Annotated in this window: 18 protein-coding genes; 10 read left to right on the top strand and 8 right to left on the bottom strand. The window is 58.0% G+C overall.

Going from position 1 to position 22,801, the window contains the following annotated elements:
- Nucleotides 1-8: 8 nt before the first annotated feature.
- Nucleotides 9-1,970, bottom strand: a complete 1,962-nt coding sequence (locus tag HMPREF2547_RS06575; protein WP_083296869.1) for a pyruvate kinase — start codon at nucleotides 1,968-1,970, stop codon at nucleotides 9-11.
- A 138-nt stretch (nucleotides 1,971-2,108) separates the two neighbouring features.
- Nucleotides 2,109-3,056 (bottom strand): L-lactate dehydrogenase, encoded by a 948-nt coding sequence (locus HMPREF2547_RS06570; protein WP_016421677.1) that lies wholly within the window; start codon nucleotides 3,054-3,056, stop codon nucleotides 2,109-2,111.
- 111 nt (nucleotides 3,057-3,167) lie between these two features.
- On the opposite strand from HMPREF2547_RS06570, the gene HMPREF2547_RS06565 reads away from it, so the two are divergent.
- The 3 genes from HMPREF2547_RS06565 (at nucleotide 3,168) to HMPREF2547_RS06555 (ending at nucleotide 6,893) form a co-directional block, all read left to right on the top strand.
- A complete protein-coding gene (locus HMPREF2547_RS06565) occupies nucleotides 3,168-5,144 on the top strand; it encodes an alpha/beta-hydrolase family protein (protein WP_049193127.1) in 1,977 nt (658 codons plus the stop codon).
- Nucleotides 5,145-5,280: 136 nt separating this feature from the next.
- Nucleotides 5,281-5,877, top strand: a complete 597-nt coding sequence (locus tag HMPREF2547_RS06560; protein WP_005510435.1) for a superoxide dismutase — start codon at nucleotides 5,281-5,283, stop codon at nucleotides 5,875-5,877.
- 170 nt (nucleotides 5,878-6,047) lie between these two features.
- Nucleotides 6,048-6,893, top strand: coding sequence for a crotonase/enoyl-CoA hydratase family protein (locus HMPREF2547_RS06555; RefSeq protein WP_070605205.1), 846 nt, complete (start codon nucleotides 6,048-6,050; stop codon nucleotides 6,891-6,893).
- A gap of 4 nt (nucleotides 6,894-6,897) precedes the next feature.
- On the opposite strand, the gene HMPREF2547_RS06550 is transcribed toward HMPREF2547_RS06555, so the two are convergent.
- Entirely contained in the window at nucleotides 6,898-8,718 is a 1,821-nt protein-coding gene (locus HMPREF2547_RS06550; RefSeq protein ID WP_070605203.1) for a ribonuclease H-like domain-containing protein, read from the bottom strand.
- Between the two features lie 173 nt (nucleotides 8,719-8,891).
- Between HMPREF2547_RS06550 and HMPREF2547_RS06545 the strand changes: the two genes are divergently transcribed.
- The 4 genes from HMPREF2547_RS06545 to yidC all read left to right on the top strand — a co-directional run bounded on the left by HMPREF2547_RS06545 (nucleotide 8,892) and on the right by yidC (nucleotide 13,846).
- Nucleotides 8,892-9,671, top strand: coding sequence for a DUF6474 family protein (locus HMPREF2547_RS06545; RefSeq protein ID WP_070602295.1), 780 nt, complete (start codon nucleotides 8,892-8,894; stop codon nucleotides 9,669-9,671).
- 160 nt (nucleotides 9,672-9,831) lie between these two features.
- A complete protein-coding gene (locus HMPREF2547_RS06540; protein ID WP_224784283.1) occupies nucleotides 9,832-11,589 on the top strand; it encodes an alkaline phosphatase D family protein in 1,758 nt (585 codons plus the stop codon).
- 348 nt (nucleotides 11,590-11,937) lie between these two features.
- Nucleotides 11,938-12,291 carry a histone-like nucleoid-structuring protein Lsr2 gene (locus HMPREF2547_RS06535; protein WP_069359719.1) on the top strand — a complete coding sequence of 118 codons (354 nt, stop codon included), beginning with the start codon at nucleotides 11,938-11,940 and terminating at the stop codon, nucleotides 12,289-12,291.
- 196 nt (nucleotides 12,292-12,487) lie between these two features.
- Nucleotides 12,488-13,846: a membrane protein insertase YidC gene (gene yidC / locus HMPREF2547_RS06530; RefSeq protein WP_070605201.1), complete on the top strand. Its 1,359-nt coding sequence runs from the start codon at nucleotides 12,488-12,490 to the stop codon at nucleotides 13,844-13,846.
- Between the two features lie 51 nt (nucleotides 13,847-13,897).
- Here yidC and HMPREF2547_RS06525 read toward each other — a convergent pair whose 3' ends face one another.
- The 3 genes from HMPREF2547_RS06525 to HMPREF2547_RS06515 all read right to left on the bottom strand — a co-directional run bounded on the left by HMPREF2547_RS06525 (nucleotide 13,898) and on the right by HMPREF2547_RS06515 (nucleotide 16,433).
- Nucleotides 13,898-14,518: a TetR/AcrR family transcriptional regulator gene (locus HMPREF2547_RS06525; protein ID WP_048731284.1), complete on the bottom strand. Its 621-nt coding sequence runs from the start codon at nucleotides 14,516-14,518 to the stop codon at nucleotides 13,898-13,900.
- Nucleotides 14,519-14,895: 377 nt separating this feature from the next.
- A complete protein-coding gene (locus HMPREF2547_RS06520; RefSeq protein ID WP_049171710.1) occupies nucleotides 14,896-15,189 on the bottom strand; it encodes a GlsB/YeaQ/YmgE family stress response membrane protein in 294 nt (97 codons plus the stop codon).
- 344 nt (nucleotides 15,190-15,533) lie between these two features.
- Complete coding sequence (locus tag HMPREF2547_RS06515; protein WP_005510554.1) at nucleotides 15,534-16,433, bottom strand: universal stress protein; 900 nt, start codon at nucleotides 16,431-16,433, stop codon at nucleotides 15,534-15,536.
- A 297-nt stretch (nucleotides 16,434-16,730) separates the two neighbouring features.
- On the opposite strand from HMPREF2547_RS06515, the gene HMPREF2547_RS06510 reads away from it, so the two are divergent.
- The 3 genes from HMPREF2547_RS06510 to HMPREF2547_RS06500 are packed head-to-tail and all read left to right on the top strand — an operon-like array spanning nucleotide 16,731 to nucleotide 21,221.
- Nucleotides 16,731-17,762 (top strand): pseudouridine synthase, encoded by a 1,032-nt coding sequence (locus tag HMPREF2547_RS06510; RefSeq protein ID WP_070605198.1) that lies wholly within the window; start codon nucleotides 16,731-16,733, stop codon nucleotides 17,760-17,762.
- Nucleotides 17,763-17,780: 18 nt separating this feature from the next.
- Nucleotides 17,781-18,575: an ABC transporter ATP-binding protein gene (locus HMPREF2547_RS06505; RefSeq protein ID WP_016421690.1), complete on the top strand. Its 795-nt coding sequence runs from the start codon at nucleotides 17,781-17,783 to the stop codon at nucleotides 18,573-18,575.
- Nucleotides 18,576-18,596: 21 nt separating this feature from the next.
- Nucleotides 18,597-21,221 carry an ABC transporter permease gene (locus HMPREF2547_RS06500; protein ID WP_049171715.1) on the top strand — a complete coding sequence of 875 codons (2,625 nt, stop codon included), beginning with the start codon at nucleotides 18,597-18,599 and terminating at the stop codon, nucleotides 21,219-21,221.
- A 112-nt stretch (nucleotides 21,222-21,333) separates the two neighbouring features.
- Here HMPREF2547_RS06500 and HMPREF2547_RS06495 read toward each other — a convergent pair whose 3' ends face one another.
- Both HMPREF2547_RS06495 and HMPREF2547_RS06490 read right to left on the bottom strand, forming a co-directional pair.
- Nucleotides 21,334-21,777 carry a DUF2871 domain-containing protein gene (locus HMPREF2547_RS06495; protein ID WP_016421692.1) on the bottom strand — a complete coding sequence of 148 codons (444 nt, stop codon included), beginning with the start codon at nucleotides 21,775-21,777 and terminating at the stop codon, nucleotides 21,334-21,336.
- Between the two features lie 90 nt (nucleotides 21,778-21,867).
- Nucleotides 21,868-22,623 (bottom strand): SDR family NAD(P)-dependent oxidoreductase, encoded by a 756-nt coding sequence (locus HMPREF2547_RS06490; protein ID WP_160310026.1) that lies wholly within the window; start codon nucleotides 22,621-22,623, stop codon nucleotides 21,868-21,870.
- Nucleotides 22,624-22,801 lie beyond the last annotated feature (178 nt).

Here is a 22,801-nt window from a genome sequence, read left to right as displayed (position 1 = left end):
CCCAGCCACTAGTCCGACCAGCTGCGAATCTTCCGCAGCATGATGCGGCTCTTACGCTGCGAACGTCCCATCTTCCGGGCCAGGTTGTTCAAAATCGCGATGGCCTCGGTAATGTGCGGCCCCTTGTTCAGCATCACGCACTCGGCACGCAGGGCGAAGGCCGCATCGGTAATCTCCGCGCGGGACGGCAGGCCGGCCTTGGCCATGTTCTCCAACACCTGAGTACCCAGAATGGTCGGCACACCGGCTGCCTGCGCCAGCGTCAGAATCTGGCCTGGGACCTCACCCATACGGTCGAAGCCCAGCTCCACAGCCAGGTCACCACGAGCAATCATCAGACCGGACTTGGCGCGCTTCATGCTGGCGATGATGATTCCCGGCAGATTCTGGAATGCCGGAATAGTCTCAATCTTCAGCACAACACCCAGATTCCGAGCCTTCGACGCCAGGTCCTCGCGGCCCGCAGCCTCATGTTCCGCCGCAATCTCATCGAGCACCTTGTAGACGTACTCAGCATCCCCCTGCGTGCGAATAAAGCTCACCGCAGCAATATCCGCATGCTCCACCACAAAGCGCAGGTGCTCAATGTCTTCGTCGGTAAGCGAATTGAGCGGCAGGTCGGTGTTCGGCAGATTGATGCCCTTATGCGCCGCTAGCGGCTGACCATTCGGCTTCGTACGCAGGACACGCAGCCGGGCATCGACGTGACTATCTTCGCTTGACGACGTCTCGGAGACCTCAACCACCTCAGCGCCAAGTGCACCGTCGTCGAAAAGTACCGGATCGCCCGGTTTCAGAGCTGCCACGGCAGACGGCAGCGAGCAGGAGACACGAGGAATCTCGTCATTTGTGCGTGGAATGGTGGTGATTTCCTCGCCGCTGGTGAGAATAAACTCATCACCGGTGTAGAAGCGCAGCTTTTGCACGGTCGGTGGCACACCACCAGCGCGCGTGACCTCGTAGTTGCTGCGCAGGTGTGTTCCCTCGGCAATCCAGGCGTTCTTTTCGCCCTCGGCGAGGACAGCCTCGACCTCGCCCTCGGAGTCGGTGTCGATGCGCACAACGGTGAAGTGACGCTTCGCCGAGCGGGAGTCATGCAGCGTAATGACATCGTCAAGCTGCAGCTGTTCCAACCACCCCTGATCTGCTTCCAACGGCAGTGCGGGACGCCCCGGCAAATCGCTCGGAGCTGGCTTGGGGTGCTCATCCAGTCGCGGAGTCAGCCAAATCTTGGACTTGGAGATGACCGTGCCAGCGTCGTCACGCACAACACGGGCGCGCCCCACACGCGGCCCCGGTTCGATATCGCCCGTGCGCAGCTTCGGACCAGCCAGATCCATGGACACGAAGATGCGGCGACCGGCCTTCTCAGCTGCAGCATTGACGTTGTCAATCATGCGGCTCCACTGCTCAGGTCCGTCGTGGGCGCAGTTGATGCGAGCGAGATCCATGCCAGCGGCAGCGAAGCTCTCCACCAACTCTGCATCGTCGGCGGCCTCGGCGGGCAGGGTCACCATAATGTGCGAAGTGACATCCGCGCGCTCCTGACCGAACAGCTCGGTGGCGTTGTTATCCAGGGCAATATCCGCGCGCTCATCGTCGGCAATAATGCGGGCGACATCGATGTCTGAGGTGCGCCCCGCCAGCGCCAACAGCGCGTTGAGAGCGAGCTCAAGGCGCCCCCGGGTGAAAGTCTCCACCGTGGTCAGACTGGTCACGCCGAGGTCGTGCAAGCTGTTTTGCAGCTCACGGATGTCAATTGTGCGCAGGTGTGCGTAGTGCAGCAGGTTTTCCGCGTGCCGACGGCGCTCTTCCGGCACCTCTGCGAGCAGTGCAGAAGCCTCCACCGAGACGTCGTCCAACTCTGTGATCAGATCAGTGACCTTGCTGATGAGGTCATCCAGACGCGGTACGGCCGCGCCGCTTTCAGTGTTGTCAGTTGCTGTGTCTTGAGGGCTCTGCGCTGCCATAGAGAAGGCACTCCTGTGTTGAAGACGAAGCGTTGGCCAGAGTCGGCCACGCGGGCCAATAGAAGGTGGGCATTCTCATTCTCAAATGAGACGGCCGAAAGCGCATGTCGAGAAGACATCTACTCTCGCTACCAGCAGTTACTTCCAGAATGGATCCTGCACATCTCGGAGCGTCTGAATGGACTTGTCCAGCTGCTTCTTTTCGTATTCGTCCAGCTCAAGCTCGATAACGCGGCGAATTCCTCGACGGTTCACAATGGCTGGTGTTCCGATGAACACGTCCTCATGACCGTATTCACCTTGCAAGTATGCGGAGACCGGCAGAGCTACCTCTTGGTTCTGGAAAATGGCGCGCGTAATGCGGGCCAGACCCATACCGATTCCGTAGGAAGTGGAGCCCTTGGCATCGATAATCTCGTAGGCGGCATCACGGGTTCGGATGAAGATGTCCTCCAGCTCGTCGTGAAGCGCGGGGTCGGCGGCGAGGCGCTTGGACAGACTGACGCCTGCAACGTTGGCGCTGGACAACACCGGCAGCTCGGAGTCGCCGTGTTCACCAATGATGTATGCGTGCACGCTCATCGGGGAAACATCGTAGTATTCACCCAGCATGTAACGGAAACGTGCGGTGTCCAGGATGGTGCCGGAGCCGAAGACACGGTTGTGTGGCAGCCCGGAGTACTTCCACGCGGCGTATGTGAGTACGTCGACGGGGTTGGAGGCGATCAGTAGGAGCCCATCAAAACCGCTGGCCATGACGGAATCGACGATGGACTTCATAATTTTCATGTTCTTGTCCACCAGCTGTAGGCGAGTCTCGCCGGGCTTTTGTGCTGCGCCTGCACAGATGACTACCAGCGCGGCATCGTCACAGTCGGCGTACGTGCCCTGAGTGACTTTGGTGCGCGACGACGCCCACACGACGCCATGGTTTAAGTCCATGACGTTGCCCATCGTCTTCTTTTCGTCGATGTCAATGATTGCCAAATGGTCGACAGTGCCTTGGTTGACCAGTGAGTACGCATATGCCACGCCGACGTCGCCAGCGCCGATCAGCACGACCTTATTTCCTGTGGATAGCTTCATAGCCCTCGGATCCTTCTCAACCGATTCGGAAAACGTTGCGACACCCCACAGGCTACGCTTTGTGCGGAAAACTGGCGCGAGATGAATAAACCCCGTGGAAAAAATTTTGCCATGATGGGAGTTATGGGATTCCTGCGTCGCGCATTTACTTCGATTGCGCCCTCGATTGCGTCTACGGGCAACACACCTGTAGCTCAGCCAATCGAAACCACCAGGACAGTGCGAGCTGCACGAGCAGCGCGAACGGGAATTACAGGAGTCGCTGGCACAGCTGGCATGGCCAAAGCGCTGGGCGCAGTCGGCACCGGCAGTCTGATGGCGACCAAAGTCTTTCGCGAACGCCTCCTAGGTACCGGCCCTGGCACTATCCGCAGCGCACTGCGAGCGGGCATTCCCTCCAACCCCGGTCTAATTGGTGCAGAAATTGCGTCATGGGCTGCCTTTAGCCCCTCGCTGATGCCGCGTACTCGGATCGCCACCGTTACTGTGACCTTCCTGGCACAGCTGGCGGGCCATGTCACCGGGGTGGCTATCGGCTATGGCTACAACACGACGATGCGGCGTCTGGCCAGCACTCCGCTCAGCCGCTTTGCGCCGGCACCTCGACACGAGCGCGCACTGGCCGTGACCTGGCATGTTGCCACCACGGCCACCACCGCGGCGCTGTGGCTGCGCTCCATTTCCCAGCAGCGCGAAATTGGCCGCCTGGTGGGCAAGGATGAGCAGGAATCCGCACGCAGCCAGTTCGCCTCCACAATGATTGCCAGTGGTCTCTACCTGACCACTCGGGGGCTCTCCGCGCTGGCCAATCGCGGCTATGACTTACTGCGGGACAACCTCCGCCCCTGGCTGCCGCGCGGTCTCGCCCCGGTTCTCAGCGGTGCCATCGTCGGTGGTGCCGTGGCCGCCAGCATTGATCGACTGCTTATCCGTCGGACTTTGGAGTCCATCGCCAAGAAGTCCCGATACCTGAATACCCTGGTAGTTCCAGGCCGCATGCAGCCCTGGGAGCCGGAACGTTCCGGGAGTCCATGGTCTTTGGAGCCGTGGTACGCACTCGGCGCCGAGGGGCGCGTCTTCGTCGCCGAAGGCCCCCGTGCCCGAGATTTGGCGGTGGTCACTGGCAAGCCGCTCTCCGAACTGCAGGAACCCATCCGCATTTATGCGGGCAAGGTGCCAGGTCGTTCTCTGCGGGAACAGGCGGAGCTCATCATCCGCGAGATGCACCGCACCGGCGCGTTTCGGCGCGATCATCTGGTTGTCTTCACCACCACCGGCACCGGTTGGGTGCCACCGTGGTCGGCGCAGGCTGCAGAGTTCTTGACCCTTGGCAACTGCGCCACTGTCGCTCTGCAGTACTCTGACCTCCCCTCCCCAGTGGCATGGCTAACGGACCACGAAACCCCAATCGCGGCTGGCCACACCCTTATCCATCGGGTGTTGCAGGAAGTCGACAAGATGCCGGAGAACGACCGGCCAAAGGTCTACGTCGCCGGTGAATCCCTCGGCGGGTTTGGCGGGCTCGGCGCATTCGAGAATTCCGCTGACATGCTCGCACGCGTCGACGGTGCTGTCTGGACGGGCGCACCACAGTTCTCCGCGATGTGGAAAGAGCTGACGCACCGTCGGACAAAGGGGTCTCCGGAAATCGCTCCAGTCATCGACGAGGGGCGAAACATCCGCTTCGCTACGCGCCCCGACGAGCTGTACCACTCCTTCTATGGCACCAAGTTCGGGCCGTGGGAATTCCCGCGCGTCGCATTCCTGCAGCATGCCTCTGACCCCATCGTTTGGTGGGATTACCCACTGGCCTGGCGCCGCCCCGACTGGCTTGCAGAGCGCGTCGGCCGCGATGTTCTCCCCTCCATGCGCTGGCATCCGTTCGTCACCTTCTGGCAGGTGCTTATCGACGGCCTCGCCTCCGTCACCGTCCCCGGTGGTCACGGCCACCGGTACGAGGAAGAAATGTTGCCAACGTGGGCTTCCATCCTCGACATTCCGCTTGACGACGACCTGGGTGGCGCAGCCGGAATGCGCTTCAAGCGCGTGAGTAAGTGGATTCGCCGCACTCAGCCGCCGCGTTCATAAACTTGTGACAGATATCCCTGAACAGCATTTTTTATGAATTTCGCATTAATTGTATTGCTTAAATGGTTGCGCATCCACTCATCTTGAGTACCATCGACGGCACAACCTAAAAACGTGTTGAGGAGGAATTTTCCTAATGACTAAGTACGAACTTCCTGAGCTGGATTACGCTTACGACGCTCTGGAGCCGCACATCTCCGGCGAGATTATGGAGCTGCACCACAGCAAGCACCACGCTAATTACGTCAACGGCGCCAACGCTGCTCTGGAGAAGCTCGCTGCTGCTCGCGAGTCCGGCGACTTCGCAGCTGTTACCGGCCTGTCCAAGGACCTGGCCTTTAACCTGGGTGGCCACACCAACCACTCCCTGTTCTGGAAGCTGCTGTCCCCGAACGGTGGCGGCCAGCCGACCGGTGAGCTGGCTGAGGCTATCGAGCGCGACTTCGGCTCTTTCGAGAAGTTCCAGGCTCACTTCAACGCTGCTGCTCTGGGCCTGCAGGGCTCCGGCTGGGCTGTTCTGGGTTACGACACCATTGCAGAGCGCCTGGTTATTGAGCAGATGACGGATCAGCAGGGCAACCTGTCCATCAACCTGAAGCCGGTTCTACTGCTGGATATGTGGGAGCACGCTTTCTACCTGCAGTACAAGAACGTCAAGGCTGACTACGTCAAGGCTGTCTGGAACGTCTTCAACTGGGATTACGCTGCAGAGCTGTTCGCAGCTGCCAAGTAATTTCAGCTAACAGCGCGCGGCTTTTTACGCGTCCCTGCCGCGCGCTAAAGATGGCTTACCGGCTCGCTGACGGGGCTTACCCTCAGCGGGTCGGTTTTTTGTGTCTTGTTTGAGACCACTTTTGGTATTTCCCAGGCGGCACACGTAGCCGTCGTTTAGCGTTAGTGCCCATGAACACCAGCAACAATGTCAACGTCGCCTATGAATACCTCGCCGTAGCTGATTCAGAGGCGGCGAAAATCGCTGTCGTCAGTTTGGACCGCGGAGACAAACTCAACGGTCTAACACTTGAGATGCTGACCGAGCTGTCCGCCGTCGCCCGGAAACTGGCAGCTGACCGTGATCTGCGTGGCGTAATCCTACGTGGCGAGGGCAAATCGTTTTGCGCTGGGCTCGATTTCGCGTCGGCATTTAAGAAGCCCTCGCGCATTCTGCGCTCATTCGTCCCCGATATCCACGGCACAAACCTGTTCCAGCGCGCCTGCTGGGACTGGCGACGCCTGCCGGTGCCGGTCATTGCGGCGGTGCATGGGCACTGTTACGGCGGTGGTCTACAGATTGCGCTAGGTGCTGATTTCCGCATTACGACGAGCGATGCCAAGTGGTCAATCCTCGAAGCGAAGTGGGGGCTGATTCCGGATATGTCCGGTATGCGAACCATTCTCGACGAGGTCAGCGCCGATACTGCACGTTGGCTGACTATGTCTGGCGAAGAACTCAACGGCAAGGAAGCAACTGAGATTGGTCTGGCGACGTGGGCCGTGGACACGGAGGACGCTGCGCTTGAGCTGGCCAAGGAGAAATTGGCACAGCTGGCGACGCGTTCGCCGGATCAGCTGGCGGCGACCAAGCGACTTTTCCGCGATGTGCACCGATCGCCTCGCTCAACATTCCGTGCCGAGCGCACACAGCAGTTGCTGCTGTTAGCCCGCAAGAACACGGCCATTATTCGCAATGCTGCGATGAAGAAGGTCTCACCTAAGTTCGCCCGGCGCGGCACGTGGGCGCGTGGTTAGCGCGCTAAGGAACCGGCAGGTCATCCCCATGCGGCAGGTCCGCGGCCGCGCGCTGTGAATCCAGCCAGTCGCGGACGTGGGCTACCGATCGGCAGTCATCGCCGTTGTAGCGCAGCAGCATGGCGCGAGCCTCGGCTTGCGTGAGCTTTTCAAAGGACTGTTCCGAGACAAAGTCAAGGTCAGTGGCCGTCGCAATGCGATACAGATCCAGCGATGCCTCGCCGTCAACATCGGCGTCGCGCCAGTGGAAGCCCGACCACGGGGCCACGACTTTAAGCCCCATGCCGACGGTGGAGAGGATCTGGCGACGGGCGACCTTCAGCATGTCCACCCAGTCCTCCGAGGCAATGAACTTGTCCACTTCTTCGCGGGTCGGCACCCGCACAATCTTTGTCGGGCCAGCTGCCTCGGAACTGGAACCAGCCGCATCGCCTGTAGCCAGCTCCGCCGAATCTGCGGGCACCACAAATTCCTGGCCGCCGAACCGGGTGGCGCTCTGACGCAGCCAATAGTTCTCACCCTCTGCCGCCCAGCAATAGGCGCGGAAGGTCTTGCCTTGTTCATGCGCCGCATTTCGACGACGCATCAGGTAATCCCAGAAAATCGCAAAGTTCCTGGCCTCTGCCGTGCCACCGAGCCCTTCTGGCCCCGGTGGCTCCCAGGTGATAAACCCGCGGTAGTCCTCCCCAGGCACCCACGTTCCCCACAGGTAGGCGCCATCGTTGGGATACGCCTCCATATCGATGTCCATCTCGACATCGCCACGCGGGGCCGATGTCTTGGCGGCTACCCGGAGCGCGTCGACGTCGGCAAGCCGCGCCCTCGCCATCCACACCTGCTCCTTGCTGACGTGCGGAGTGTTGGTACTCGCCTGCGCCAATGCCGTGACCGTGTCGATGCCCACGCTGCGCAACCGCATGGACTTATCCCCAGGTAGAAGGAGGGAAATGTCGTCACTTGCGGTCAGCTCATCGAAGCAACGGTCGTGGTGATGGCAGGTTCGGCACTCCCGGATGCGCCGCGGCGCCAGCGGCCAGGTGCCCGGCGTAAATCGTGACGGTCGCCCCTGAGTGGCAGCGACGGCATCACGCGCGTCGCGCAACGCCATCCGGTACGAGGCCACGCGCGAACCCTCATCAGCAATGACGATATGCCGTGTATCCAGATTCATTCCGGTGGCACTAATCGCCCCCACCAGGCCACAGGACACGCCCAGCCGGTGCAGCATCGCCGCCGCCTGCCCCAGCTTCACAGCATCAGGTCCGTAATGCCGTAGCTTCCACTCATCCGTGACAACCATCGCCTGACGCAGGGTCCGCCCCATCACACCATCACGCCCGAGCCGGTCAACGCCCAGCAGTCGTACCTGCATCGCCGCCGCACGCGCCGCATTGCTTGACGACGGCTTACGCCGCCGGCCCTGTTTGCGCGCAGAGAGCAGGTGCCGTGTGACAACCAGGACCGGCATGTACGTCGGAGAGGTCGTCTGCGGTGAATCATCGACCTTGACCAGCAGATCGGGGTGGCAAATCTCGTCGATTCCCGAGTACACCCCACCGGGAATCGGGCGCTCATGCATGAGCACGCCACCGGCGATGACGCTTTCTCCACGGGCGATGGCCTCAAGGGTATCCAGGTGAGCGTCCGGCCCCGAGGTCACTGTGTACAGGCCGGGGATGGACGCGATGGACGTCGGCAAGCGGTGCTCGTGGTGAGAAGCAGGTTCGACTAGCCGCCCCTCGCGCAGGTCGAGGCTCAGCCGGTAGCGGCAGCCGATGAGGTCGCTCGCGTGGAGAAGCGGGCGCGAAACGGATGAATCAGTCACAATGAGAATTAGCGTATCGCCACTCGGTAGGAAGTTTCACGTTAAGCTTGGATAGCAAGAATCGTGATGCAGCCACTGCATCTGGCAAGCGCACTCCGGCGCGGTGGGGTTTAAGGGTTTTCCGCCCCGCTTTTCCGGAGGGACTATCTGCGAGCAACTAGGCGAAGGAAAAAATGAGCTTCTTGGGTGACATCCGTGAGCGTCGGCGCGAAACCGCCAAGCAGGTGAAGGCTGCCAAGGCGAAGGCTAAGGAAGAGGCTCGCCACGCAGCTCGACTTAATCGCAAGGCACACAAGGCTGAGGTCAAGGCCGCTAAGCGCGACCAGAAGCACCAGCACAAGCTGGAGCTGAAGGAGGCCGCTGGCCGCGTTCGTTCTGAGGAAAAGCTCGGTAAGAAGGAACTCAAGCTGGAAAACCGTGCTCTGAAGCGCGCGGAGAAGATCCGCAAGGCAAGTGCCAAGGACGAGAAGAAGGCGCTGGCTGCCAAGCAGCGTCACCAGACCAAGATGGCCGAGAAGATCCTGGCACAGCAGCGCAGCCAGGGCTTCAACAAGGATAAGGCAAAGTCGTGGATCGGTGGCGCGCGCCTGCTGGTACCGGTGCTGGTTCCGCTGGCCTACCGCGCTATCACTGCCATTCAGCGCCGTGAACACTCGTCGGCCGCGCAGAAGTTCGGTGTTTCCGCTAATGATGCCGCTCGTTACCAGGGGCACGGTGCACCGCTGCTGGCCCGCATTGAGGCTACTCGCGGTTCGCTGACGGAGCTGCGTAAGTCGGGCGCCAAGGGCATCGATGGTTTTATCAAGGACGCCAACTCGCGTCTGGATGTCATGACTGATGCTATTAATACTGCCGAGAAGATGACCCCGGAGCAGCGTCGTCGCGCGCACCACTCCATTACCGCGGAGCTGGATTCGCTGGACCGCCAGATTATTTCGGAGCTGGGCGCGTAAACCCGGCCGCTTCAGGTTGAGGCCACTCGCCGAGATTCATCGAATTGAGCGCGACTGTTGTTGAACAGCAACAGTCGCGCTTTTGCTCTTATTACCCCCGTATCGGGCTATTTTTTCCCACCAATGGCGCTACGGACTGAGAACTACTGTAATGAGGGCTATGCCATCTTCAGATAAATCTCAGACTGCAGCCTCGAATCTGAACGGTGCGGTCTCGTACAGCGACGCAACAGCCCAAAAGCCATTCACCCCTTCTCGTCGTGCCGTACTGCGTGCCGGCGCTACCGGTGCTGCTGCCGGAGCCATCGGCCTGGCAACCGCTACCAGTGCGGGGGCCAATCCTGAGTCACAGTCCCCAGCTAATGCTGGCGGTTCCGGTGGTTTTCAGGTATTCCAACACGGCGTGGCCTCTGGCGACCCACTGCCGGACTCGGTTCTTATCTGGACTCGTGTGACCTCACACCCAGGCGATACCGCAGGTGCAAACCAGGGCCGTCCTGTTGCACTGAAGTGGGAAGTCGCTTCTGATGAGGGCTTCGGCAACATCGTTGCCTCTGGTGCCCTGAACACCGACCCGGATGCTGACAACACTGTCAAGATCGATGTCAAGGGTCTCTCCGCTGATTCCTACTACTTCTACCGCTTTACCGTCACCGCTGGTGATCACGCGGGCCAGGTTTCCCCGATTGGCCAGACTCGCACTGCGCCGCCGGTGAACTCCTCGCCAGATCACCTGGGCATCGCGCTGACTTCCTGCGCTAACTGGGAAAGTGGCTTCTTCTCCGCTTACCGCGACATGGCGGAAAATGACCGCATCGACATCATTATGTGTGTCGGTGACTACATCTACGAGTACGAGGCCGGTGGCTACTCCGGCAAGGGCCCGGTTCGTGACCACAAGCCGGCTCACGAGATCATTTCTCTCGCTGACTACCGCCTGCGCTACGCCACCTACCGTACCGATGCGGACCTGCAGGAAGCTCACCGCGCAAAGCCGTGGATTGTGACCTGGGACGACCACGAGGTCGCCAACGATGATTGGCACAGTGGCGCTGAGAACCACGACCCGGAGACCGAAGGCGACTACATTGCCCGCCGCGACGCCGCTATCCAGGCGTACCTGGAGTGGCTGCCGGTTCGCGCGGTCCCGTTCTCCCAGGGCGGAAAGCTCTACCGCAGCTTCCGTTTCGGCGATCTCGCCGACCTGACCATGCTGGACCTGCGCACCTACCGTGACCAGCAGCTGAAGTTCATCCGCGCTGGCGAGACCGATGATGAGAACCGCTCCATGCTCGGCTCTGAGCAGTTCAATTACCTGCTCGGCCAGTGGCGTTCCTCGAGCGCAAAGTGGCGTGTCGTGGGCAACTCCGTCATGTTCACTCCGGTGCTGGTTCCGCCGCTGGATCCGGAGGCCACCCGCGCTGTCACCGAGCTGCTGAGCTTGCCTCAGGACGGCCTGCCGTACAACTTGGATCAGTGGGATGGCTACGCTGCTGAGCGTCGTAAGCTGATCAACATCATGGATAAGGAAGGCTACGACAACGTTGTCTTCCTCACCGGCGATATTCACTCCTCCTGGAACTGCAACGTACCGAAGGTCCCGGGCGAGTACCCGAGTGCCGGCATTGCCGCTATTGAGATTGTCTGTACTTCCGTCAGCGCCCCGAATATCGATGACATTGTGAAGCTGCCTCAGGACAACCCGATTTCCTTGGCTGCTACCGCTGGACTCAAGGCTGCGAACCCGTACGTCAACTACCTCGAGTTCGACCGCCACGGCTACACTGCCGTCTACTTCGGCCGCGAGGACGTTACCTCTGAGTACCGCCTTGTCGAGGTCAAGGAAGAACCGAACCAGCCGCTTTTCGTCGCCGCTACCTACCGCGGCAAGCCGGGTCAGGGCATGACCCAGGCTTAAGCGCCTTCTCGTCCTTTCGCTTTACGACGACTACCGAGAGCGCACCCCGCATTGCGCCCTCAGTGGCGTAGTTGCTGTTCACGACGGCCCTGCACAACATGCAGGGCCGTCTTTTTATTACCCCAAGTTCTTGTGCACAATTAATCGAATTATTAACAAACCATGTATTCAATATAAGTTGCACAATCGAGCTCAATTATCGTCAATAGACATTAAATTTCTTTGCACTTATACTGTGGGGGAAAGAAAAAAGGGCTCGATATTAATTTGAAGTTTCACCGTATTGAAGTTTCACTGTAAGCCTTCTTCATTATTACAAGTTCAGCACCAAGCTTAGGCAGGGATTCTATGGCACGCCGCGAACTAATTCAGTACATCGACGACCTCGATGGGACTCCGCTTGATTCCGCAGATCACCAAGTCGTTCGTTTCTCTTTCCGCGGTAAGAACTACATTCTCGACCTCTCTCAGGAAAATGCAGAGAAGTTCGAGCAGGTATTAGAACCGTATATTGCGAAAGCTTCCATTGATCACAGCACGGTTGTAGCTCCGCGTAAGCGCTCTTCCGCTAATCCCAATGCCGCTGAGGCCCGTGATCGCAATCGCAAGATTCGCCAGTGGGCACGAGAGAATGGCATGGATGTTGCAGACCGTGGTGCGCTGCCAAAGCACATTATTGAAAAGTACGAGAGCGCTAACTAGTTCTCACCCAGGTCCGTTTGCCTTCCACTGGGTTTCACCCAGCTTTACTATCTTTAAAACAGGGTCCCGCCACAGCGGGGCCCTGTTTTAAAGTTGGGGCAGGTAATTCGAGTCGCTAGGATAGCGGCTGGAATTGGCACACCGGCCTCATCCGGTTGTCTTACTTTTCTTATCCTTGACATGGAGGAGTCGGCCCGTGGTCATTTTGGAACCATTCGTTTGGCTGGTCTCGTTTGTCCTTAAGGCGTGGCACCTTTTACTGGCCTCAGTGTTTCACCTGCCGTCTTCTCTGTCCTGGACGCTTTCTCTCTTCCTGCTGGTGTTTACGGTGCGTGGCGCTTTAGCGTTTCTCGCGTTCCAGCAATTTATCTCGGCGCGCAAGACAGCCAACCTACGGCCGCAGCTTTTTATGCTCAAGGAGCGCTACCGCAGGAGCATCGAGCCGAACTCGCCACAATACGTAAACTTTGCCAGCAAGGAAATGCGCAAAGCAGAGGGGATTAAGACCTCCGTAATGCTGGCGCCCCTCTTCGTCCAGATTCCCGTGATTATGGGCCTTGTTCGCATGCTGAGGCACATGCTGCGGGCGTCTGAGGGGCCTGGGCTGCCTGCGTCTCATAATGTCGGATTCATCTCTAAGGATGAGATCTCCGACTTTCTGAGCGCGACATTCTTGGGACAGCCTCTACCCGCATATCTGCGCATGGACCCGGAGCAACTACAAATCCTTGGGGGCAATCATGATTCGCTGTTAACTTTCTGCATTATCGGCATCGTGGCAGCGGCCATTTTCACCGGTTTTAACTTGGTCATTTCCTACCGCCGGTTGCAGCGCACTCTCGACTATTCCAATAGCGTCAGTGTATTCCTCAGCAAATTCATGCGCGTAATGCTTATCTACGCACCGCTGATGATCCTCTTCGCGGGTTTCTTTGGCCCAACACCTGTGGCTCTAATTGTCTACTGGGTCACCAATAACTTCTGGACACTGACCCAAAATATCATTCTCACCCGCTATGTGGAAAAGACCTACCCGCTCACGGACGATTTCCGAACTCTTCAAAACCACCAAAAGGGTGAATACGAATCGGAGCGGGAAGAAAAGAAGAAGTTAAAGCAGGCCAAGCGTCACTTTTATATCAAATCCGCATTCGCTCCGTGGAAAATAAAGCAGTATAAGAGCGAATATGCCGCTATTGAGAAGGAATCGCGGGACCGCCGTAAAGCAAAGCAGGAAGAAGAATATGCCCAGGCTTTGAAAATTGCGAAGGTTCGCTACATGGTGACCCAGATGCGGCCTGGCGCTCAGGACAATTTGCCATCCCTGACGCAGGATATGAAGATTTCCTCGGGTATAGTTCCGCCGCTTCCCGGCCTGGCTAAAGTGCGGGACGACATGAAACGACAAGCCGAGAAAGCACAAAAGGCGCAGAAGCGGCCGAAACCAATTCTGATTGCAAAGAACCTGGGAATGCTGCTCGGCCAGAATACGAAGAATATGGTTAAGAAAGCCACCGGCTCAAAGGAGTCGGACTGGAAACGCTTCCGAGATTAGCCCGTGAGCAAAAGGCGAGAACTAGGGCGCGTTAAAAAGGGAATTAGGTATTTACGTGACCAAGTCACGGGCCAGGTCGCGCGCCATCTGCAGCGGGTTCAGATCCTTGGACATCTTGGCACCCGCGAGGCCGCCGTCGAGGTAGAGCAACAGCATATTTGCGTGAGCAGACGGCATACTAGATTCATTTTCAGTCAGCAGCGTGTGTAGCTGTTGCCAAACCCAGGAACGGTGATCGGCTGCGGCCTGACGGATGTCCTGCTCCGACTCCGTTTCCGGCCGCGGATATTCACTAGCCGCATTCTGGAAGTGTGAACCACGGAAGTCGATTGCCGGCTGCTCCGCAATACACTGATCAAAGAACGCGAGAATCTTCTCCGCCGGGGTATCCAACGAGGCCACTCGCTGCTCCCAAGCCTCCCGCCATTTGGCATCGAGGTCTTGCAGATACGCGATGACCAGCTTGTCCTTGGATCCAAACAACGAATACAGGCTGGCTTTGGCCACATCAGCTTCCCGCAGGATGCGGTCAATGCCGACAACGCGGATACCCTCTGTTGTAAACAGAGTTGTCGCTGATGCCAGGAGGCGCTCCCGCGGACTGGGGCGGTTACGACGGCGAGAGGAAGCGCGGCCGCCTTTTGCGCCCTTGCCCGTTGTCGCTTCTGCCACGGCAGTACCTCTCGTCCTTCCAAAGTCACACCCCGTTCTAACAGCTGCTTACTCGCAAACACCGGCATTAGCGCCATTGCTTTCAGAGCACTGAACAGGGCGTTCATAGTCTGTGATATTCCATTGTAGGCGTATCTGCGACTGTGATTTTGTAAAAGAACAAACTAGTCAGTCTTTCAGCCTCTAGTCCTACTTTAGCGTGCGATGATTGCCGCCCCCAACAGATGTCGCGACAATCGCAGAACGCCAACTTCACGACAACCGCACAACAAAAAAAGGGCATCTCAATGTTGATGAGATGCCCCGCGCTCTAGCTCACTATCCAGTAGATAGCAGCGTTACGACGCTTCGTGCATAGTCGCGCTGTTTTGCTTGGCTTACTTGCGCTTTTGAACCAGGCCGACAATCCACAACAGGATCACGGCGCCGAGCAGACAGGTGAGGAAGCTGAAGAACTTTCCGCCACCGGCGACATCAACGCCGAACAGGGTGAGCAGCCAACCGCCCAAGAAACCACCGACGATACCAACGACGATATTCAGGACGACGCCCATCTGTTCATCGGTGTTCATGATCTTAGAGCCGATCCAGCCGGCAAGACCACCGATGATAATCCAGCTGATGAAGCCCATCGTGGGACTAAAGGAGGCAGCAAGAAGAATCTCGTTCATGATAGATATTCCTTTCCCGAAATCGTTCTGACTCAACTATAAGTCTTTCCGAAAACTCTTGCATACACTGCAAGCACTATCAGGCCATTTCGGCCACTGAGAAACTAGCGAGATAACAGTCGGATAGCCACAGGAAAACTCTTATAAAATCTGCACTTTCTGCATGAAAACAGGGTTTATGCAGACGAGAGGCCTCATTTGGATAAACCGAAGCCGGCCCCGACACCTGTCGGAAACCGGCTAGGTTCTACTTATAAATATTCGGTAACGGTTTCTACTCTCGGCGCTAACCGCGCCTCGACGACCGCCGCCGGCGTCTTTTCTCAGCCCCCTCGAAGGGCGCTTTAGGCGTCAGTCTCCGGGCGGACGACCATCATCGGGCAAGCAGCCGCCTGCAGGAGTGCACGCGAAGTGGAGCCGAGCAGCATGCCCTTGAAACCTCCGCGGCCGTGGCTGCCGACGACCAGCAGCTGCGAGCCTTCCGAGGCATCAGCCAGAGCACGAACCGGGCGGTCGCGGGTAACAACCTTCTTGATGGCCACTTCCGGGTACTTCTTAGCGTACTTCTCCAGACGGTGGCCGAGCAGAGCCTTCTGCTCCTCTTCCACAACCTGCCACTGGCTCTGAGCTGCAGAAAGGCCAGCCAGGGAAGCCTGTACCTGCATGTCCATCCAGGTGTGAACTGCAATCAGCTCTGCACCACGGGCATCGGCCTCACGGAATGCGTACTCCGTTGCCTTTTCGGAAATATCGGAGCCATCGACGCCGACAACGACCGGGCCGTACTTGGTCTCATCGGTGACCAGGTTGTCCTCGCGGACAACAACAACCGGGCACGATGCGTGGGAAACAACAGCGGCGGAAACCGAACCCATGACCATGCCAGAGAGCCCACCCAGACCGCGAGAGCCCATAACCACCATGGTTGCCTGCTCAGACAGGTCGAGCAGCATGTCAATCGGGCTGCCCTCTTCAATCTGGTGGCTGACATCTACCGATGGTGCGAAGTCGAGGGCAATCTTCTTGGCCTCGTTAATCTTCTCCAGGGTTTCGGCCTCAAGATCGTCGTAAAGCTCCTGCGGCGGAACCATGCCCTCTGCGTAGAGGAACTGTGGCATGGAGTAGCTGCTGACCAGACGGAGTGGCTCACCGCGCTTCACTGCGGTGTTAGCGGCCCACTTGACGGCGGTCTTGGATGCCTCCGAGCCATCGACCGCGCACACAATGATGTTCTGCCTTGGCATTGATTGCCTCCTTATTATGCGATCCATAAAAATTGGCTCTCCGCGGCCCGACCGCAACGCAGCTACACCTATCGCACCTGCTTGGACGCCATTTTAATGGACAAGCTTTGCTATTTAGTCAACTCTTCCGAGCCAACCTTTTTATTACTTTCACCTCCACCCTACCCCCATTATGTTGCGACCGACAGGGCAGAATGTTGTCCACCTACGCCATTAGGGGCGATACCAACACCGCTCTGCCACAGCAGCTCCGCTTGCCCGCCAGATGAATCCGGGGCACCTGTTAAAGTCAGCCGTATGCGTCGCATGCCACTGCCCATTCGCAATGGGCTCAACCCATCCCGCATCGCCGCTCCCGGGCGTCGTGGCGATGCCCCCACCCGTGCGTGGGATCTGCTCACAGGCGCTATCGCAGGTCAAACCCACCGCCACCCGGACGATGATGAAGCGGCCGTGGCTAAACGCTTTGCAGATGGGCTCGTCGTTCGCGCCAACTCAGTGCCGTACAGTCCGGATGACATGGTGAAGCCCGGCGCGGAAATGTGGTTTTACCGCACCCCGGCACCGGAGCGCACAATCGCGGGGCCGATGCCGATTGTCTTTCAAGATGACAACCTTGTGGTCGTCGACAAGCCGTCGTTTTTGGCAACGATGCCACGCGGCCGACACATCACGGAAACCGCTGTCGTACGCCTGCGGCGGGAGCTGGGAAATCCGGAGTTGGTTCCCGCGCATCGCCTCGACAGACTGACGTCGGGGTTGCTCATCTTTACCGCCCGGCGCGAAGTTCGTGGCGCCTACCAGGGGCTTTTCGCATCTGGGGAAGTCACTAAGCGCTATCACGCGCTGACATCGCCCACACCCATCGCTGGCGCGACCAGCGAAGCCCTGCCCGAGCCCCCGCTAGAGTTGCGCACGCGACAGCACAAGATTGCTGGCCAAATGCAGGCTTATACTCTCGAGGGCGAGCCAAACGCCCACACCATCATCGAGCACATTTCGCTTGTCGACGTGCCTTCGGACGCCGACGGCCTCGCTGCCGACAGTGGTCGCGTTGCGCTGTGGCAATTGAAACCCATCACCGGACGCACTCATCAGCTGCGGCTGCACTTGAGTGAGCTGGGCTTTCCCATCCTGGGTGACCAGTACTACCCGGAGATTCTGCCGCTGGAGGCCGAGAATACCTCGGAGCCCCTGCACCTGGTCTGTGTAGAAATGAGTTTCGCTGACCCCGTGACTGGTGAACAACGAACGTTCCATTCCCGCCGCGGCGTTTTCAATCCGCTTTCGCTGCCGGATATTAATTCGCCGTTGATCAAATCTAATTAGAAGAGAACCCCCTCCCCCATGTCTGCCAAGCATGCACAACAATCCGCTAAATCATCCGCTGAATCTTCTTTGGAACATTCCGCCCCACCAGCGGCGGCCTACGCTGAGAGGCTCACCAAGAAGTACGGTGTCGGCAATGCCGCTGTTACTGCACTGGACCATGTCGATATCTCTTTTGCCGCTGGTGAGTTCACCGCGATTATGGGCCCGTCCGGGTCCGGTAAGTCGACATTGATGCACTGCATGGCCGGTTTGGACTCCGCGACGTCGGGAAGCGCGTACATCGGCACGACGGATCTGTCGAAGCTGTCGGACAAGGAAATCACGGCGCTGCGGCGTGATCGCCTGGGCTTTGTGTTCCAGTCCTTCAACCTGGTGCCGACGTTGACGGCGGCAGAGAACATCACCCTGCCTATCAATATCGCTGGTCGGAAGGTGGACAAGCAGTGGTTCGAGGAAATCACCACGCGCCTCGGGCTTAAAGAACGGCTTACGCACCGCCCCTCGGAACTGTCCGGTGGCCAGCAGCAGCGTGTCGCCTGTGCGCGTGCCATTGTCAGCCGGCCGGAGATCATCTTTGGCGATGAGCCGACGGGCAACTTGGACTCGAACTCATCTCGTGAGGTATTGACGATTCTCCGCGATGCGGTTGATGACATCGGCCAAACCGTCGTCATTGTGACGCATGATGCCACCGCCGCGTCCTACGCAGACCGTGTTGTGTTCCTCGCGGATGGCCGCGTGGTTGACGAGCTTCGCAACCCCACGCCCGCCGATATTTTGGCGCGCATGGCAGATATTGAGAATCTTTAGGAAGGCAGGTCATCTCTCCCCATGGCATCATCGTCTTCCACGCTAAGCCGCGTCGCCTGGCGTAATATCACCTCGCACAAGTTGCGCCTCGTGCTCACAATTATTTCGGTCGTGCTGGGCACAGCCTTCATCACCGGCGCATTTGTGTTCACATCATCGCTGGACAAGGCCTTTAAGGGCGCAATGAGTACCGCTTATGACGGTGTCGACGTGGTGGTGACGGCCCCAGCTGACAATCCCGGTGCTCTCACCGAAGAAACCGCGCAGGAAATCGAAAGCTTCCCCGGGGTCCGAGCCCTCAACATTGGCGATCCCAACAACAGCATTACGGCCACAGGAGCCGACGGCAAGCCGATTCAAACCAATGGTTCGCCATCGATGGGTCTTCCCTACTATCCAGCGGCCGAAGCGGTGGGCAACAAGGTCACGGTTACCGAGGGGCACGCGCCGGAAACACCAGGTGAGGTGGTCGTCAACTCCACCACCGCCGAACTCGGCAACCTCCACGTCGGCACTGAAATCAAAGTGGCCACCCGCCTCGATCGGGCGACGGTGAAGGTTGTCGGCATCGCTGATACCTCCATCGACGAAACCGGCTACCTCGCGGTCTTTTTCACCCAGAATCAGTGGCGCAAGCTCTACGGCGCGGACAGCCATATGGACATGTTCACCCTCGCCGCCGATTCCACCACTGACGCTGCCACGCTTACCCGTGATGTCGCAGAAGCATTCCCCGAGCTCAAGGTAGAGGCAGGCTCTAAGCTCGCCGAGGAGGCCTCCGAACGTGTCTCCTCTGCCTTAAGCTTTGTCAACTACTTCCTCATCGCTTTCGGGCTCATCGGGCTGCTTGTGGGCATCTTCATCATCTCCAATACTTTCACCATGCTGGTCACTCAGCGCATGAAGGAGTTCGCTCTCCTCCGCGCCCTCGGTGCTTCACGACGACAGCTCACTGCGTCCGTCCTCTTGGAGGCATTCATTGTTGGCCTCATCGGTTCCGCACTAGGTGTCATCACGGGATTTGGGCTGAGCCAGGGGCTATTCATGCTTCTCGATGCCATGAGTATCTCCATGCCCGGCGATGGCCTGACATTCGAACCGGTGGCAGTCATCGTTCCTCTCCTTGTCGGCGTGGCCATCACCATGATCGCCGCCTGGACGCCGGCCGCCCGCGCTGGCGCGGTCCCTCCTGTAGAAGCCATGCGCTCTGGGGATCAAACAACCAGCAATAGCCTCAGTGCTAGGACGTGGACCGGTACTGTGCTGGCGTCCGCCGCGATCGCAATCATTGCCTGGGCATTGCAGTGGAACGACGCAGAAACCAAGATTCGTGCCATCTTCGTTGGTGTCGGTGCAGTGATGGCCGTAGCCTCCGTCTGGCTTGTCGGCCCCGCGCTGTCCATGCCTCTGATCGGAGGACTGGGGCGCGTCGTAGGTGCGCCTTTTGGAACCGTCGGCAAGCTTGCGGCGACGAACTCCCACCGCAATCCGCGCAGAACGGGAACCACATCGTTTGCACTGACGCTCGGGCTTGCGCTGGTGACTGTGATTGGCATGTTCGGTGTGTCCATGAAGGAGGCGGTCAATGAGTGGTCAGAGACCAATCTGACGGCTGACTTCGTGCTCTCGCCACCTCTGACCGCGCATTCGGCCCTGCCACTTGGGGTCGAGGATGCGGTGAAGGATATCGATGGTGTCGACGACACCGCAACCTTGTCGATTGGCGCGCTACTGGTAATCCCACCTGAGGAAGCCGCCACGATGATAGCTTCCGACGGCGAACAAACTGAAGTCGGACCGGAATCTAGTAATGCGTCGGTTTTCAACTCCAACGTCGGCAAATGGTACGGCACTCGCGCCATCCAGGGCTCCCTGGATCTGGCCAAGCCGGATGCGGGAATTGTCATCAGCGAATCAACAGCGAAAAAGAATAGTTGGAACGTTGGCACTGAACTCGCAGTTGTTTCCAAAGGCGGCATAACACGGCTCCCCGTCACCGGCATTTTTGCTGACACAAGTGATCCCGGCCAGTCGATTATGGTCTCCGACGAAGCCGCCCATAAATATGTCAAAAGCAGCCACCTGTTGCCTTTCCAGACCTACGTCGATATTTCTGATTCCATCGCGGCAGACAGCGGCTCCATGGATGAAATGAAGCAAAAGCTTAGCGACGCAGTTGCGGACTACCTCGTAGTACAGGTGATGACTGCTAAGGAGTTTGCGGGTCTGGCTAATGCCTCTATCGATGTCATGCTGGGAATCGTCTACGCTCTGCTGGCCCTGGCGGTCATCATTTCGATTCTGGGAATTATCAATACTGTCGCACTCTCAGTTGTCGAGCGCCGCCAGGAGATTGGCATGCTTCGGGCCGTCGGCCTGCAACGCTCGGGGATTCGCCGGATGATTCGCCTGGAATCTGTGGAAATCTCCATTTTCGGCGCGGTTGTAGGTATTGTCCTCGGCTTGTTCCTCGGCTGGTCACTTCTGACCGTGCTGAAGGATGAGGGCCTGAATACTATCGCGGTACCGTGGCTGCAGATCGTTCTCATGCTGCTTGGGTCTGCGCTTGTGGGCATTATTGCTGCTCTCGGCCCTGGTCAGAAAGCCGCGAAGACACCGCCCCTGGCCGCTATCGCAGACGAATAGTCGCCGTTATATGAAAGCGCCCCGTGCAGATATTGTTTCTGCACGGGGTTTCTATTTCGCCTTATCGCCTACGCCGAATCAGCAATCCAGCTCACGCATTTCCACTGGAAATTCACACGGCCGCGTTGGCCTTGCGAACCTCGCGTTCACGATTCTTCAGCGCCTTATTGAGAAGCATAAAGAACCACACAAAGCCGACCGTCAGGATAATGTGGCCGAGTCCTGCAATTCCCGAGTACATCGCACCCCAGGCCTCCGGGCCTGAAACAACGTGCACGATACCGTTAGCCACCATCATGCCAATCGTCCAAACAATGCCGACATTCTGAACGATGAACCAGCGATCAAAGCCCTTGACAGCTGAAATATTGAATTGACCATCCAATGCCAGCGCAACCAAGAAAAAGATTGTGCCAAGAACAAGGAAATGCGTGTGCAGCGTATTGAGCTGCGTTTTATCCCCGAAATCCATCGCACGGGTAAATTCACGATAGAAAACGCCAGAAAACAGACCAAGACCGAGATACACCGAAGCAGCTGTGAATAACTTACGCATACTTCGTAGCCTACTCAGATAACGCTGGCTTCTAAACGGACCAAACCCAGGGGGTTAAACGAAAGTTTGATTCCGCGAATCTAGACGGCCTCAAACTAACCGCGCGAATCGAGCCACCACACGTTTCGGCACAGTTTTGGATAGGGCCATCACCAGGCCATATAGGCCGGGCGCTACCTCCGCCCGACCCCTCTCCGCTCCACGTAACGTGCGCTCCACTAGATAACTGAGATTCTGCTCCGGCATGAGACGCAACTTCACCGACTTCGCCTGCTTCACGACGTCCCGTAGCGCCTTGGTCTTAACCTTTCCCGGGTAGCAAATAGTTACAGTTACACCATTAGGTTTCAATTCCTCTCCAAGGCAGATACCCCAGTGCCGAATAAACGCTTTCGATGCTGTGTACACCGCCAGCCCTGGAGTTGGTGCTACAGCTGAGATCGATGAAACGAAAATGATGTGGCCGTTCTTTTCGAATAAATCGTTTAGCGAGTAAACCGCTGCGACCGTACCGCGAATATTCGTCTGTATCATTTGATCAGCCTGCGAAAAATCCTGGGTTTTAACATCGCCATAATTCGCATACGCGGCATTGAGGATTAAATAAACTATCGTCGCGTGATGGCGGTCAACATGATTCCGGAGTTTATCGCCAAAATCATCATCGGACTGATCTAGACAAAGATATCGAAGACGAGGACCTTGCCTCTGCGAGAACTCAGCGTCTTCACCGGAAGAATCATCGTTGTAGCTACGAGAAACACACCAAATTTCATCTAGGTCTGGACGTAGCTGCCCAAGTCTATCGGCAAAGACGGCGCCTATGCCCCGAGATGCTCCAGTCACGATTCCCACTCGCATGAATTCCAAGATACAGCCGACTGAGTCGAGCAATTAAAACGGCGCCGACGTAGCGCGCCGCATAGGAATAAGCATACGAACAGCAAAATGCAGCACTAAAACGCTAGTTAATTCTGTTTACCCGTAGGTACAAAAGTGGGCCGCAGCACCCAACCCCACACAA

Origin of the sequence: Corynebacterium sp. HMSC055G02, from assembly GCF_001809065.1 — a bacterium.
GTDB lineage: Bacteria > Actinomycetota > Actinomycetes > Mycobacteriales > Mycobacteriaceae > Corynebacterium > Corynebacterium jeikeium_D.
This window is presented reverse-complemented; position numbering and strand designations above follow the sequence as displayed.

Coding starts and splice junctions, on each gene's coding strand:
- HMPREF2547_RS06515 (WP_005510554.1), bottom strand. CDS start 16,433: ATGCCAAGGCAGAACATCATTGTGTGCGCGGTCGATGGCTCGGAGGCA.
- HMPREF2547_RS06570 (WP_016421677.1), bottom strand. CDS start 3,056: ATGAAGCTATCCACAGGAAATAAGGTCGTGCTGATCGGCGCTGGCGAC.
- HMPREF2547_RS06520 (WP_049171710.1), bottom strand. CDS start 15,189: ATGAACGAGATTCTTCTTGCTGCCTCCTTTAGTCCCACGATGGGCTTC.
- HMPREF2547_RS06535 (WP_069359719.1), top strand. CDS start 11,938: ATGGCACGCCGCGAACTAATTCAGTACATCGACGACCTCGATGGGACT.
- HMPREF2547_RS06555 (WP_070605205.1), top strand. CDS start 6,048: ATGAACACCAGCAACAATGTCAACGTCGCCTATGAATACCTCGCCGTA.
- HMPREF2547_RS06500 (WP_049171715.1), top strand. CDS start 18,597: ATGGCATCATCGTCTTCCACGCTAAGCCGCGTCGCCTGGCGTAATATC.
- HMPREF2547_RS06495 (WP_016421692.1), bottom strand. CDS start 21,777: ATGCGTAAGTTATTCACAGCTGCTTCGGTGTATCTCGGTCTTGGTCTG.
- HMPREF2547_RS06505 (WP_016421690.1), top strand. CDS start 17,781: ATGTCTGCCAAGCATGCACAACAATCCGCTAAATCATCCGCTGAATCT.
- HMPREF2547_RS06575 (WP_083296869.1), bottom strand. CDS start 1,970: ATGGCAGCGCAGAGCCCTCAAGACACAGCAACTGACAACACTGAAAGC.
- HMPREF2547_RS06510 (WP_070605198.1), top strand. CDS start 16,731: ATGCGTCGCATGCCACTGCCCATTCGCAATGGGCTCAACCCATCCCGC.
- HMPREF2547_RS06545 (WP_070602295.1), top strand. CDS start 8,892: ATGAGCTTCTTGGGTGACATCCGTGAGCGTCGGCGCGAAACCGCCAAG.
- HMPREF2547_RS06565 (WP_049193127.1), top strand. CDS start 3,168: ATGATGGGAGTTATGGGATTCCTGCGTCGCGCATTTACTTCGATTGCG.
- HMPREF2547_RS06560 (WP_005510435.1), top strand. CDS start 5,281: ATGACTAAGTACGAACTTCCTGAGCTGGATTACGCTTACGACGCTCTG.
- HMPREF2547_RS06540 (WP_224784283.1), top strand. CDS start 9,832: ATGCCATCTTCAGATAAATCTCAGACTGCAGCCTCGAATCTGAACGGT.